This is a genomic window from Sphingorhabdus sp. EL138 (genome assembly GCF_900258045.1).
In the GTDB taxonomy this organism is placed as follows: Bacteria; Pseudomonadota; Alphaproteobacteria; order Sphingomonadales; family Sphingomonadaceae; genus Parasphingorhabdus.
In genome coordinates this window covers 803,521-816,693 of record NZ_OGVD01000004.1, presented here as the reverse complement: position 1 = coordinate 816,693, position 13,173 = coordinate 803,521, and the positions used below count along the sequence as shown (strand labels likewise).

Annotated in this window: 14 protein-coding genes; 5 read left to right on the top strand and 9 right to left on the bottom strand. The window is 53.6% G+C overall.

What is annotated here, in order from left to right; translation table 11 throughout:
• Positions 1-9: 9 nt before the first annotated feature.
• The 4 genes from DK507_RS13765 to eno all read right to left on the bottom strand — a co-directional run bounded on the left by DK507_RS13765 (position 10) and on the right by eno (position 4,300).
• Positions 10-1,380 carry a pyruvate dehydrogenase complex E1 component subunit beta gene (locus tag DK507_RS13765; RefSeq protein WP_109356916.1) on the bottom strand — a complete coding sequence of 457 codons (1,371 nt, stop codon included), beginning with the start codon at positions 1,378-1,380 and terminating at the stop codon, positions 10-12.
• Positions 1,380-2,414 (bottom strand): pyruvate dehydrogenase (acetyl-transferring) E1 component subunit alpha, encoded by a 1,035-nt coding sequence (gene pdhA, locus DK507_RS13760; protein ID WP_254054448.1) that lies wholly within the window; start codon positions 2,412-2,414, stop codon positions 1,380-1,382. The genes DK507_RS13765 and pdhA overlap by 1 nt, the downstream gene beginning before the upstream one ends.
• 196 nt (positions 2,415-2,610) lie before the next feature.
• Positions 2,611-2,922: a septum formation initiator family protein gene (locus DK507_RS13755; RefSeq protein ID WP_109356915.1), complete on the bottom strand. Its 312-nt coding sequence runs from the start codon at positions 2,920-2,922 to the stop codon at positions 2,611-2,613.
• 103 nt (positions 2,923-3,025) lie between these two features.
• Positions 3,026-4,300, bottom strand: coding sequence for a phosphopyruvate hydratase (eno, locus tag DK507_RS13750; protein ID WP_109356914.1), 1,275 nt, complete (start codon positions 4,298-4,300; stop codon positions 3,026-3,028).
• A gap of 215 nt (positions 4,301-4,515) precedes the next feature.
• Between eno and DK507_RS13745 the strand changes: the two genes are divergently transcribed.
• The 5 genes from DK507_RS13745 to DK507_RS13725 all read left to right on the top strand — a co-directional run bounded on the left by DK507_RS13745 (position 4,516) and on the right by DK507_RS13725 (position 6,665).
• Positions 4,516-5,076, top strand: a complete 561-nt coding sequence (locus tag DK507_RS13745) for a hypothetical protein (protein WP_254054386.1) — start codon at positions 4,516-4,518, stop codon at positions 5,074-5,076.
• A 61-nt stretch (positions 5,077-5,137) separates the two neighbouring features.
• On the top strand, positions 5,138-5,548 hold the full coding sequence (locus DK507_RS13740; protein WP_162559055.1) for a phage holin family protein: 411 nt from the start codon (positions 5,138-5,140) through the stop codon (positions 5,546-5,548).
• Between the two features lie 2 nt (positions 5,549-5,550).
• Positions 5,551-5,877, top strand: coding sequence for a DUF3618 domain-containing protein (locus DK507_RS13735; RefSeq protein ID WP_162559054.1), 327 nt, complete (start codon positions 5,551-5,553; stop codon positions 5,875-5,877).
• A 3-nt stretch (positions 5,878-5,880) separates the two neighbouring features.
• Positions 5,881-6,417, top strand: a complete 537-nt coding sequence (locus DK507_RS13730; protein WP_109356911.1) for a hypothetical protein — start codon at positions 5,881-5,883, stop codon at positions 6,415-6,417.
• Positions 6,418-6,431: 14 nt separating this feature from the next.
• A complete protein-coding gene (locus DK507_RS13725) occupies positions 6,432-6,665 on the top strand; it encodes a DUF4170 domain-containing protein (protein ID WP_109356910.1) in 234 nt (77 codons plus the stop codon).
• A gap of 9 nt (positions 6,666-6,674) precedes the next feature.
• Here DK507_RS13725 and DK507_RS13720 read toward each other — a convergent pair whose 3' ends face one another.
• The 5 genes from DK507_RS13720 to carA form a co-directional block, all read right to left on the bottom strand.
• Positions 6,675-7,316, bottom strand: a complete 642-nt coding sequence (locus DK507_RS13720) for a rhomboid family intramembrane serine protease (protein WP_109356909.1) — start codon at positions 7,314-7,316, stop codon at positions 6,675-6,677.
• A 6-nt stretch (positions 7,317-7,322) separates the two neighbouring features.
• Positions 7,323-7,796, bottom strand: coding sequence for a transcription elongation factor GreA (gene greA / locus DK507_RS13715; RefSeq protein ID WP_109356908.1), 474 nt, complete (start codon positions 7,794-7,796; stop codon positions 7,323-7,325).
• A 114-nt stretch (positions 7,797-7,910) separates the two neighbouring features.
• Positions 7,911-11,246 (bottom strand): carbamoyl-phosphate synthase large subunit, encoded by a 3,336-nt coding sequence (gene carB / locus DK507_RS13710; protein ID WP_109356907.1) that lies wholly within the window; start codon positions 11,244-11,246, stop codon positions 7,911-7,913.
• Between the two features lie 7 nt (positions 11,247-11,253).
• The gene (locus DK507_RS13705) at positions 11,254-11,862 is read right to left on the bottom strand and encodes a hypothetical protein (protein ID WP_109356906.1); all 609 of its coding nucleotides are present in this window, start codon (positions 11,860-11,862) and stop codon (positions 11,254-11,256) included.
• Positions 11,863-11,910: 48 nt separating this feature from the next.
• Complete coding sequence (gene carA / locus DK507_RS13700) at positions 11,911-13,092, bottom strand: glutamine-hydrolyzing carbamoyl-phosphate synthase small subunit (protein WP_109356905.1); 1,182 nt, start codon at positions 13,090-13,092, stop codon at positions 11,911-11,913.
• Positions 13,093-13,173 lie beyond the last annotated feature (81 nt).

The window sequence follows — 13,173 nt, the reverse complement described above, 5'->3', positions numbered from 1 at the left end:
CCTAGATTTCTAACGGTAACATACCTTCTTCGCGGCCGCGATAATCCGGTCGCTATCGATCAACGCCGCTTTCTCCAGATTCGCGGCATAGGGTAGCGGTACGTCTTCATTGGTCACGCGCGCAACTGGTGCATCGAGATCGTCAAAACCCTCTTCCATACAGACAGCGATAATCTCGCTGGCGATGGAACAGGTCGGCCAGCCTTCCTCGGCAACCACCAGACGGTTGGTTTTTGCCAGACTCTGCAAAACTGTTTCCGTATCCAGCGGACGCAATGTACGCAGGTCGATGACCTCTGCATCAATGCCCTCACCTGCCAGCGTATCGGCAGCTTCAAGCGCCAGACCAACGCCTATCGAATAGCTGACAATCGTAACATCGGCGCCTTCCCTCATGATCCGCGCCTTACCGATTGGCAAAACATAGTCATCCAAATCCGGAATCTCGAAGGACCGTCCATAAAGCAGCTCGTTTTCAAGAAAAACCACCGGATCGGGGCAGCGGATCGCCGCCTTTAACAGCCCTTTGGCATCGGCCGCATCATATGGCGCCATCACGATCAGACCCGGAACACCGGCATACCAGGGCCCATAGTTCTGGCTATGCTGCGCGCCAACACGAGACGCAGCACCATTAGGGCCGCGGAAAACAATAGGACAGCGCATCTGTCCACCAGACATATAATTGGTTTTTGCTGCCGAGTTGATAATCTGATCGATAGCCTGCATCGCAAAGTTGAACGTCATAAATTCAACAATCGGTTTCAGCCCGCCCATAGCTGCACCAGCGCCAATGCCTGCAAAACCGTGCTCAGTAATCGGCGTATCGATCACACGCTTGCTACCAAATTCATCCAGCAGGCCTTGAGTGACCTTGTAGGCGCCCTGATATTCAGCGACCTCCTCACCCATCACAAAGACACTGTCATCCGTGCGCATTTCCTCTGCCATGGCATCACGAAGCGCTTCGCGAACAGTAATGCTGGTCATGGTTGTGCCTTCCGGAACGGCCGGATCATCGGCACGAGATACCGGCGCCGCTGGAACTGGCTGAGCTATTTCCGGTGATGGCTCTGGCTCAGGTTTTGGTGATGCTTCGGGGGCGGGAGACGGCACAGACGATGCAGCTTCCTCCTCATCCTCTCCGGTCATCTCGGCGATCACTGCACCAACCGCGACACCATCTGTACCCTCTGCCACAATAATCTTCGAAATCACGCCTTCATCGACTGCTTCAAATTCCATCGTCGCCTTGTCGGTTTCAATCTCTGCCAGAATGTCGCCAGAGCTGACCTCGTCACCTTCCTTAACCAGCCATTTGGCCAGTGTGCCTTCTTCCATTGTTGGCGAAAGGGCGGGCATTTTCAGTTCAATCGCCATCAATATTGTCCCACCAGGACGTCAGTATAGAGCTCGGACAATTCGGGTTCCGGCGATTCTTCGGCAAAATCTGCCGCCTCCAGCACAGTCTTACGCACCTTTTTGTCCAGCGCCTTCAAGTCTTCTTCTTTCACACCTTGCTTCATCAGCATGGCTTTCAGTCTTTCGATCGGGTCCGATTTTTCACGTACGTCCTGCACTTCGTCCCGGCTGCGATATTTTGCCGGATCTGACATGGAATGGCCGCGATAGCGATAGGTTTTGAGTTCCATCAATACCGGGCCTTTGCCGGCACGCACATATTTAAGCGCTTCTTCAACAGCACCGCGCACCGCAAGAACATCCATGCCATCCACTTGAACGCCCGGGATACGAAAGCTCTCACCACGACGATATAACTGGTCTTCGGAGGAGGAGCGATTGACACTGGTGCCCATCGCATATTGGTTGTTTTCGATAACGAATATGACAGGCAGTTTCCAAAGCTCCGCCATGTTGAAACTTTCGTAAACCTGCCCTTGGTTGGACGCACCATCCCCGAAATAGGCAAGACAGACACCGCCGTCTTCTTTATATTTATGACCAAAGGCCAGACCGGTACCAAGAGAAACCTGCGCGCCTACAATGCCGTGTCCGCCATAAAAGCCATGCTCGACAGAGAACATGTGCATAGAGCCGCCTTTGCCTTTCGATATGCCCGATGCCCGGCCCGTTAGTTCGGCCATGACAATATTCGGGTCGATACCGCATGCCAGCATGTGACCATGATCGCGATAGCCGGTGATGACGCTATCTTTACCCGGTTCAATAGCGGATTGCAGGCCTGTCACAACAGCCTCCTGGCCAATATAAAGATGGCAAAACCCGCCAATCAGACCAAGGCCGTAAAGCTGCCCGGCCTTTTCTTCAAACCGACGGATGAGCAGCATCTGCTCGTAGAAATCCATAAGCTCAGTCTTGCTGGCTTTGTAGATCGGTGTTTTGAGAACCGGTAAACGACTGCTGTTTCGTGCCGGGGCCTTTTTCGGCGTCACTTTCGACGTCCGTTTAATTGGGCGTTTGGCTGGGCGTTTTGCCGGAGCTTTTGCTTTTGATGAGGCTTTCTGGGGAGATTTTGCCACTCTTGCATCTTCCTGTATCTTGGGTTTGCGGCACCTTAAACAGATAAGACAAAATTCCCAAGCCCTATACGCTGGAAAACGCTACAAAAAATCCGACAAAGCTCAGAGTTTATTTTAGCGGAACGATAATCTCGTCCGGATGCACAAAATTACCCTCTTTGCGAAGCAATTCGCCCACCAGATCAGGATCGGCACCATTTGGGTCGAGCAGTTTCACACGGTTCTTCAATGCGTCCCGCTCCGATTCCAGAGCAGCAAGCTGTGTTCCGCGCTCATCAAGCGCAGCGCGATATTCGCCCCATGCCAGAACCCCCGTAGGACCAAGCACGGCGTAGCCAGCAATGGCGAGAAGAGTCAGCAGCGCAAAGCCCGGCCCAAGCGCCGCTTTGATCAAACCACCGATTTTCTCTTTATGAGCCATATTTCTCTTGAATCAGAATATTGATTCGCTGGCAAGCGCTTTTACACTTTTATTGCAGGCAGATTCCTTCAAACCGGCAAAGCGTCTCTAAACCGCGTCCAGTTCAGGAAAAAATGGAGCGACCTGCATAATGAGCAACCGTATCCAGTTCTTCCTCAATCCGGATCAACTGGTTATATTTCGCAAGCCGGTCAGAACGTGCGAGGCTGCCAGTTTTGATCTGCCCACAATTGGTTGCAACCGCGAGATCGGCAATGGTCGCATCTTCTGTTTCACCTGAGCGGTGCGACATTACGGCCGTGTAAGAGGCATTATGCGCCGTCCGCACGGCTTCCAGAGTTTCCGACAAGGTGCCAATCTGGTTGACCTTCACCAACAGGCTATTGGCAAGACCATCTTTAATACCCTGTGACAGGCGCGCCGGGTTCGTCACAAACAGATCATCGCCTACCAATTGTACTGTATCGCCCACTGCATCGGTCAAAAGTTTCCAGCCTTCAAAATCATCTTCTGCCATGCCGTCTTCGACCGACTTGATGGGATAGTCTTTGCACAGCTCTGCCAGATAGTTCGACATTTCCGCAGGCGACAATATCTTGTCCTCGCCTGAAATATGATATTTGCCATCTTTGAAAAACTCGGTTGCCGCGCAATCCAGCGCGAGCACCACTTCATCTCCTGCCTTGAAACCCGCCTTCTCGATAGACGCCATGACAAAATCCAGCGCATCGCGGGTTGATCCCAAATTGGGTGCAAAGCCGCCTTCATCGCCAACGGCCGTGGCCAGCCCTTTTTCCGACAGACCTGCTTTCAGTGTGTGGAAAATCTCTGATCCCCAACGCACCGCTTCCGCTAGGCTGCCAGCCCCTACAGGCATGATCATGAATTCCTGAAAGTCTATCGGGTTGTCAGCATGCTCGCCGCCATTGATGATATTCATCATTGGTACCGGCAAGACGCGGGCCGATACACCGCCGACATAACGATAAAGTGGCAATCCTCTTGCGTCAGCAGCGGCCTTGGCAGCGGCAAGGCTGACACCCAATAACGCGTTGGCACCCAAGCGGCTTTTATTTTCCGTTCCATCAAGCTTGATCATGATGGCATCAAGCTCTTCCTGATCTTCTGCATCGATGCCAAGCAACGCTTCGCTCAGTTCTCCGTTGACAGCCTCAATTGCCTTGAGCACGCCCTTGCCAAGATATTTGCTTTTGTCTCCGTCGCGCAGTTCGACAGCTTCGTAGGCTCCGGTGGATGCCCCCGATGGCACTGCTGCACGCCCGAAACTACCATCTTCCAAAAGTATATCGACCTCAACTGTCGGGTTGCCTCGACTGTCCAGAATCTGGCGAGCGTGAAGATCTAATATAGCGGTCATTTTTTGAGAAGACTCCTGCGGAAGGTTGCGTATCGCAAAGCCCTTATCCTTATGATAGGCTCGTGGCAATAATCAGCTGTTTGTATAACAGTGTCACTTCGGCAATTTACCCTTGAATCATAAGGATTAGACACCATTTAATTTTAAGGGAAAACCAGTCGATAGTTTATCGGCTGCATATTGTTGGCAAGGGTTTTGAGGAAGGAATTTTAAATATGGCCGTCGATCAGGAAAAGAAACCATCAGCGCGCAAGACACCTGCGAAAAAACCGGCTGCGAAGAAGCCAGCAACAAAAAAGCCTGCAAGTAAACGGGCAACCGCTAAAAAATCGACACCTGCAAAAGGTGTTGATGTCAAAAAAACGACAAAAGCAAAACCGTCGGCTCCTCTGAAGGCGGGAGCAACACGCGCAGCCTCTTCAGAAACCAGTGCGGCAACCGATTTGAAAGACCGTGCCATCAACAAAGCACGCTCGACCGCCAATGACGGGAAGGCCAAAGCTGGAGAAGCCATCGGCACATTGAGCGAAATGATCGAGAATAGCGCCAAGACGATCGACGAGAATGTCGGCGAAAAATATGGCGACTATGCCCGATCTGCAGCCGATTCTGTGTCCTCCTTTGCAGAGAAGGTCAATGCAAAAGACGTCGACGAGATGGTCGAGGACGCGCGCGAGTTCGTTCGCAAAAAACCCGCCGTCGCGATAGGTGCAGCAGCCGTTGTCGGCTTGCTTGTTGCCCGGCTGATTAAGTCAGGGATGGATGATCGCAGCTAAAGCGGTTATCGTCAAAAATCGGTTTGATCGGGACGGGTGATAAATATTGGACGACAAGGCGTTGGATAGTAAGACTGAGGCCATCGAAGATCCGCCGTCACCGCCTGACAAGGTGGCGGAACCGATAGACATGCCTGCCGCCGATGATCAATCGATTAAATCGCAGATTGACGGGTTGGTAGATGATGTCCGCAAACTGGCGGAAGCAGAGCTCGAATATTACCGGGTAAAGCTATCCGTCAACATGGAGGCGACCAGAACCGTTTTGATTCTGTTCAGCGTAGCCGCCATAGTGGGAATAACCGGCTTGGTTACGCTGATATTGGGCATATTGCTGATATTGTCACACTATTGGGGACCTGTCGCCGCAACAGGCCTGTTGACCGGAAGCGCTTTGCTTGTGACAACAATCTTGATGAACATGGCAATAAAACGGGCACGCAAACTACCTATTGATGAAAATGAAGAATGAAAATGACCAAAAAAAATGATGATATATTCAAGCTGCGCAACCTGGCGATTGAGAAAAAGGAAGCACGAGAGAATCTGAGCGAGGATCTTTCGGAAACTAAAGAACGTCTGCGGCCTGCCAACCTAATTCAGGAAGCGAAAGACAAAGCGCTGGACCGGGTTCAGAAAACCGGCGAAAGCGCTCTCCAGGGCGTGAAAGACAATCCCGGGAAAGTGGCCTCCGTGGCGGCCGCAGCAACATTGTTGGCGCTGCGCAAACCAATCACCAACTATATTACCAATCGCCGTGCCGATAATGATGGCGCGAAAACCAATGACGCTGAGGAATAAGCCATGAGCAGACTATCCGATAATATTGAAAAGGCGCGCGCCGCGTCCCGGGAACGGCTCGAAATAGCGAAGGAAAAAGCCGGCGAAGGCACTGGCATCGCTCTCGAAAAAATGTCCGAAAGCAAGGAGCGCGCAGCCGCACTGCTCGGAGACGGCAAAGCCAGGGCAGCCGAAGGTGTAGCCGCAACCAGGAAGATGGCCAAAACCGCCGCTGACAAGTCAGAAGAAACAATTACCAAAAGCCCATTGGCAGTCGTCGCCGGCGGCCTGGCGCTGGGCGCACTGGTTGGCTCTCTGCTTCCCAAGAGCAAGGCGGAAACTAAATATGTCGGCGGGGCCGGCAAAAAGATCAATGAAACCGCCAAAAAAGCCTATGGTGCGGCCAAGGAAGCCGGTCAGGAACAGATTGAAAATCTCGGCCTCGACAAAGACAGCGTTCAGGACCAGATTAAAGATCTGCTTGGCAAAGCCACTGAAGCTGCTAAGAGCGCCGCCGAAGCCGCAGGTGATGCGGTCAAATCGGAAAAATCTGGCAAATAGAAGTTGGGGCAAATATGAGCGATCGCAGCAAAATGCATCTGGTAATGGGCGGACGGGTCAAGGATCCGCGCGGACTGGACTATGAAAATCTCGATCAGGTTGACCTTGTCGGCGTCTATCCCAGCTATGAAGAAGCAGAAGACGTATGGCGTTCCAACGCCCAGCGCACCGTGGACGATGCGGAAATGAAATATGTGATCGTGCACCTGCACAAGTTGCTGGAACCGGAACTTCCCGCCGAAGACTGATTGCGATGATCAGGCGTTTTTAAAACGCCATTGCAACAGGGGCCGGGTGAGCATCAACCCGGCAACAAAACCGCCAATATGCGCAAAGATCGCAATGCCGTTCAGATTGCCGCGTGTTGCGACGCCAATCATCAGCTGAATACCGATCCACGCGAGTGTAAGCCAGGCAATTCGCACGACATGGCCGGGAAATGGCCCAACAGGTTTCACGTCGTTGCGCGCAAATAACAGCGCATAGGCGCCGATGACCGCTGATATCGCTCCGCTTGCGCCGACGACCGGAATGACAGAATCCCCGTTCACCGCAAACTCCGCCAGCGCCGCTGCATATGCGCCCACGACATAGAGAAGTGCCATAAGCTGTGGTCCCAGCGCTTGCTCAACAAACCGCCCGCAAAACAACAACATCAGCATATTGAATGCGATATGCATAAGTCCGCCATGCAGGAACGACGACGACACGGGCGTCAGCCAGGCCGGCACCATCCCGCTTATGCCGTCAAACTCAGGCAGCCCCTCGCCCAATCGTATGGGGAAAAAGCCGCCGCGCAGGATTGCATCCTGTTCCAAACCGGAAATCCAGAGGAACAGGAAGACCACGACATTGGCGATGATCAACCCGTTGGTCAGCTTTCCGTTTGGCAGGTTCATATCAAATCAGATAAACTCAATTTTCTCGAGCAGATAATATTTGTCGCCGGCTGGTACCGTAACTTCAATTTCGTCACCGATACTGCGGCCAATGAAAGCGCGTCCGATCGGACTGTTATAACTGATCTTGCCGACTTTGGCATCGGCTTCCGCCTGGCCAACAAGCTGATATTTCACCGGCTTGTCATCTTCGTCCAGCAAGGTCAAAGTCGCGCCAAATACCGCTTTATCGCCCGACAGGGTCGTTGGATCGATAACCTGCGCACGGCTCAACTTGTCTTCGATATCGGCAATGGTCGCCTCAACCTGGCCCTGACGCTCTTTTGCGGCGTGATATTCGGCATTTTCCGACAGATCACCATGGGCACGTGCTTCTTCAATCGCATCAACAATGCGTGGCCGCTCTTCTTTGAGCGCCTTCAGCTCGGCTTCCAATTTGGCATGGCCCTCGGCCAGCATCGGTACTTTTTCTACAGCCATTTTTGGCCTTTCTTCCTTCTATTCGCCGCGGTTTTCTGGGCCGCAGCGTCAAAAATAGTTTCCCGGCGCCCCTCCCTGTGAAGGCTCGCCCGCAGTGTGACAGATTGTCGGGAATTAAGTCTGCGAAGACTTATAATAAGACTGAAGCGCCCGAACTTCAAGAGTCTCGTCACGCATGGCCGATATTGCCTCCATCGCCGCAACACTTGCCGTCGCGGTCGTATAATAGGGAATCTTGCCGTTCAGCGCCCCTGCCCTGATCGATTTGGAGTCTTTCAACGACTGCCAACCCTCGGTCGTGTTGAAAATCAGATCAACGTCGCCGTCGATAATCCGATCAACAATATGCGGCCGCCCTTCGGCAACCTTGTTGACCTTCTCAACCGCTATGCCTTTGTCGGCCAGATAATCCGCCGTCCCGCTGGTAGCGATGATCCTGAAACCCAGTTTCTCGGCCAATCGTGCCGCTGGTTCGATCACTTTCTTGTCCGTTTCTTTTACGGAGACAAACAGCGTTCCGCCATCCGGCAGATGATTGTTCGCACCCAATTGCGCCTTGCCAAAGGCAATGGCAAAACTGTTATCAATGCCCATGACTTCACCGGTAGACTTCATTTCCGGTGACAATACGGGATCAATGCCGGGGAAACGATTGAACGGGAAGACCGCTTCTTTCACAGCAATATAATCGATATGCCTGTCAATCACTGGCAAGTCTTTCAGCTTCTCACCGGCCATTACGCGTGAGGCGATTTTGGCAATCGGTACGCCAATGGCTTTGGCGACAAAAGGCACCGTCCGGCTTGCACGCGGATTGACCTCGATCAGATAGACTTCGCCATCTTTCACCGCAAACTGGATGTTCATCAGTCCGCGTACTTTCAGACCAAGGGCCAATGCCTCTGCCTGGCGCTCCATCTCCGCAATAATTTCATCGCTGAGATTATAGGGGGGAATGGTGCAGGCACTGTCGCCGCTATGGACGCCTGCTTCCTCGATATGCTGAAGCACACCGCAAACAACGACCTGATCGCCGTCACAGATGGCATCGACATCGACTTCCACTGCATCGCGCAGATATTGGTCAACAAGAACAGGCTGATCGCCGGAAACCTGCACGGCAGTGTTAATGTAATCTTCGAGCTGCGCTGGCCCGTCGACAATCTCCATGGCACGGCCGCCAAGCACGAAACTCGGGCGGATGAGTACCGGATAACCGATGCGTTCGGCGATTTTCACCGCTTCCTCTTCCGTCCGTGCCATGCCGTTGTCCGGCTGTTTCAGCTTCAGATCATTGACCAGTTTTGCAAAGCGCTCGCGGTCCTCGGCCAGATCAATCGCATCGGGCGTTGTCCCCAATATCGGAATGCCGGCGTCTTCCAGCGCAGAAGCCAGTTTCAGCGGCGTCTGCCCACCAAACTGCACGATGACGCCGACCAGTTCGCCCTTGCTTTGCTCAACCGAAAGAATTTCAAGAACATCCTCGGCGGTCAGCGGCTCGAAATAAAGCCGGTCCGACGTATCATAGTCCGTCGAAACCGTTTCCGGATTGCAGTTGACCATGATGGTTTCGAAACCCGCGTCCGCCAGTGCGAAACAGGCGTGGCAGCAGCAATAGTCAAACTCGATCCCCTGCCCGATCCGGTTTGGTCCACCGCCCAAAATCACTACCTTCCGGCGGTCAGAAGGCTGCGCCTCATTCTCCGGCTCACCGAAAATCGGCGCTTCATAGGTAGAGTACATATAGGGCGTCTTGGCCTCAAACTCCGCCGCACAAGTGTCGATCCGCTTGAACACGGGCCGCACGCCCAGCTTGTGGCGCAGCTCGCGGACTTCCTTCTCGGTCGTTGCACCAGCCATGGCGGCGACGGCGTCATGAACCAGCCCGTGTCCGCCAGCAACTGCGCGCCCTGCCCCGCCCGCGACATGCACGGCATCGACCGCCAGCTTGGCAAGCCGCTCGTCGGAAAAGCCCATGGATTTCAGCTTGCGGAGCGCTTCCGCACCATTGGGCAGGCCGTTATCGAGAATATCCTGCTCGGCATCGATAATCTCGCGGATTCTTGCGAGGAACCACGGATCATAATGGGCGATCTCGTGGATTTCGGTATTGCTAAAGCCCTCACGCATCGCTTGCGCCGCGACCAGCAGCCGGTCTGGCGTTGGCCGAGCCAATTCCGCCGCAATCTCGTCACGCGAGGCGCCGATCAATTCCTGCACTTTGTTAAAGCCGTCCAGTCCGGTTTCCAGACCGCGCAGTGCCTTTTGCAGCGATTCATGGATATTGCGACCGATGGCCATGACTTCGCCGACGGATTTCATCGCCGTGGCGAGCAATGGCTCCGCTCCCTTGAACTTTTCAAAGGCGAAGCGCGGGATTTTGGTGACGACATAATCGATGGTCGGCTCAAATGATGCCGGGGTCGCGCCGGTAATATCGTTATCAATTTCATCGAGCGTATAGCCTACCGCCAGCTTCGCCGCGACTTTCGCAATCGGGAAGCCGGTGGCCTTGGACGCGAGGGCTGAACTGCGCGATACCCGCGGGTTCATCTCGATCACAACAAGACGCCCATCCTTCGGATTAACTGCGAACTGTACGTTGGAACCGCCTGTTTCGACTCCGATTTCTCGCAAGACGGCCAATGAGGCATTGCGCATGATCTGATATTCTTTGTCGGTCAGCGTCAGGGCCGGTGCCACCGTGATCGAGTCCCCGGTATGCACGCCCATTGGGTCCACATTTTCGATGGAACAGATGATGATGCAGTTATCCGCCTTGTCGCGAACAACCTCCATCTCATATTCTTTCCAGCCTATCAGGGACTCGTCGATCAGCACTTCGGTGGTTGGAGACGCCTCCAGCGATGTCCGCACATAATGGATAAATTCTTCGCGGTTATAGGCGACGCCGCCACCGGTTCCGCCCATGGTGAAGCTCGGCCGCATGATCGCCGGCAGACCAATATCTTCCAGGATTTCCAGAGCCTGCTCTTCACTATGCGCCACCGCCGAACGCGGGCTTTCCAGCCCGATCTTGTCCATCGCCGTCTTGAACTGCTCACGATCCTCGGCCTTGTCGATCGCCTTGGCATCGGCACCGATCATCTCGACGCCATATTTTTCGAGCACGCCCATTTTATTGAGCGACAGCGCCGTGTTTAGCGCCGTCTGTCCGCCCATGGTCGGCAGAATCGCATCGGGGCGTTCCTTCTCGATGATCTTCTCGACAATTTCCGGCGTAATCGGCTCGACATAGGTCGCGTCCGCCATCTCCGGATCGGTCATGATCGTCGCCGGATTGGAGTTGACCAGGATGATCCGGTAGCCCTCTTCTTTCAGAGCCTTGCACGCCTGTGTGCCCGAATAGTCAAACTCGCAAGCCTGCCCGATAATGATCGGTCCAGCGCCAACGATAAGGATGGATTTTATGTCAGTTCTTTTGGGCATCTTGTTCTTATTTCCAGCCTTTTGACCATTTTTCGCAAGGTAGTGGCTCGATTTGAATCATACCACTAGGGTCACGGAATTTTTTACAACGTTTCGTGCGCCCATTGAATTCAACCAACAATTGGTCTTTCCAAAAATCAGCAGCAGCAGGATAAGCTTGTGTATCCGTAGAGATTTCTCGGACGTAACTAAGCCGCTGCTTGTCCGTCAAAGCTGGGCAGTGGGTCTCAAAGAAACTGCTAAAACTTGTCATGGTCCAATTCCAAAAAGCAGGATTTGAGGGTTTCCCTCCGATACTGTCAGAAAAATCCGCTGATCTTCTACATGTAGAATCTGTTTCGTTTTGCTTGTAGTCAAAATTCAGCGACACCGTATAACCGTTGTCCAAAAGCGATATTTCAACTTTTTTGTCTGACGATAACCACTTTAATGAGACGTTTTTTCCGCTGTTTGGGGCGTGCGTTATTGGAGTATCATGGCTCCACCTTTCAATTGTAACATCGAAAGGGCCAATTTCATGTTTATCGACTTCCGTTCGAGCATCCGCTTCAGAAACAGAAAACATGAGCGCCAGACAAAATGACACCAGAAAAAATTGGTGTTGAATTGATTTCACCCTAATTTTCCAAATCACGCTGGATTCTCATCAGAAATATAGCACTCATTACTCCAATCCCCCGACAAACTTCTCGAACAGATAGAAACTGTCCTGCGGACCGGGGCTGGCTTCCGGGTGGTACTGCACACCAAAGGCGCGTTTGCCGGTGATGCTGATGCCGCAATTGCTGCCGTCGAACAGGCTTTTGTGGGTTTCCATGACCGTGTCGGGGAGCGTTTCGCTGTCGACCGCAAAGCCGTGGTTCATGCTGGTTATTTCAACCAGTCCTTCGCTGTCATCCCAGTCGCCGCCAACCCGCTGCACCGGGTGATTGGCGCCGCGATGGCCCTGATGCATTTTGACCGTTTTTGCGCCCGCTGCCAGCGCCAGCATCTGATGGCCCAGGCAGATGCCGAATAGCGGTATATCCTTCTCCAGCAGCGCCTTTATCACCGGAACCGCATAGTCCCCCGTCGCCGCCGGATCACCGGGGCCGTTGGAGAGAAATACGCCCACAGGCTCCAGCGCCATGATATCATCCAATGAAGTTTGCGCAGGAACAACAGTCACTTTTGCGCCAACTCTCACAAGGTTTCTGAAGATATTCCGCTTGGCACCAAAGTCCATCGCCACAACATGCGGTCTTGTCTCCATATCCTCCATCGGCGCATAGCCATGGCCAAGACGCCAGATACCGCTATCCCAGATCTTCGTCTGATGCCCGGTCACCTCAACCGCCAGATCCATGCCTTCCAGTCCGGCCCAGTCGCGGGCCTTGGCGAGCAGGTCATCTATATCAAACTGACCGTCCGGATCATGCGCGATCACCGCATTGGGCGCGCCGGCTTCCCTGATCCGGCGCGTCAATGCCCGTGTATCCACACCGGCCAGGCCGATCCGGCCATTGTCTGTCATCCACTGGTCAAACGGCTTGTTGTTGCGGAAACTGCTCGGCTCGGTCACATCTTCGCGAACAATGCAGCCCAGAGCATGGGGCGCATCCGCCTCGACATCCTCATCATTGGTGCCGACATTGCCGATATGGGGAAAGGTGAAGGTGACCATCTGTCCGGCATAGCTGGGGTCGGTCATCACTTCCTGATACCCGGTCATCGATGTGTTGAAACAGACTTCACCAACTGCAGAACCGGTCGCGCCAAAGCCGCGTCCCCAAATAATAGTGCCATCGGCCAATACCAATATCCCAGTGGCGCCCTTGGGAGCGGCGGGGATGCTGGTGTCGGTCATGGGCATTGTCCTTATCTATGGCGGGAGCCGCATGCTCCTGCGCTTCAAGCAAATTTCGCCGTGCCTAGGTGTAGTTTTTTA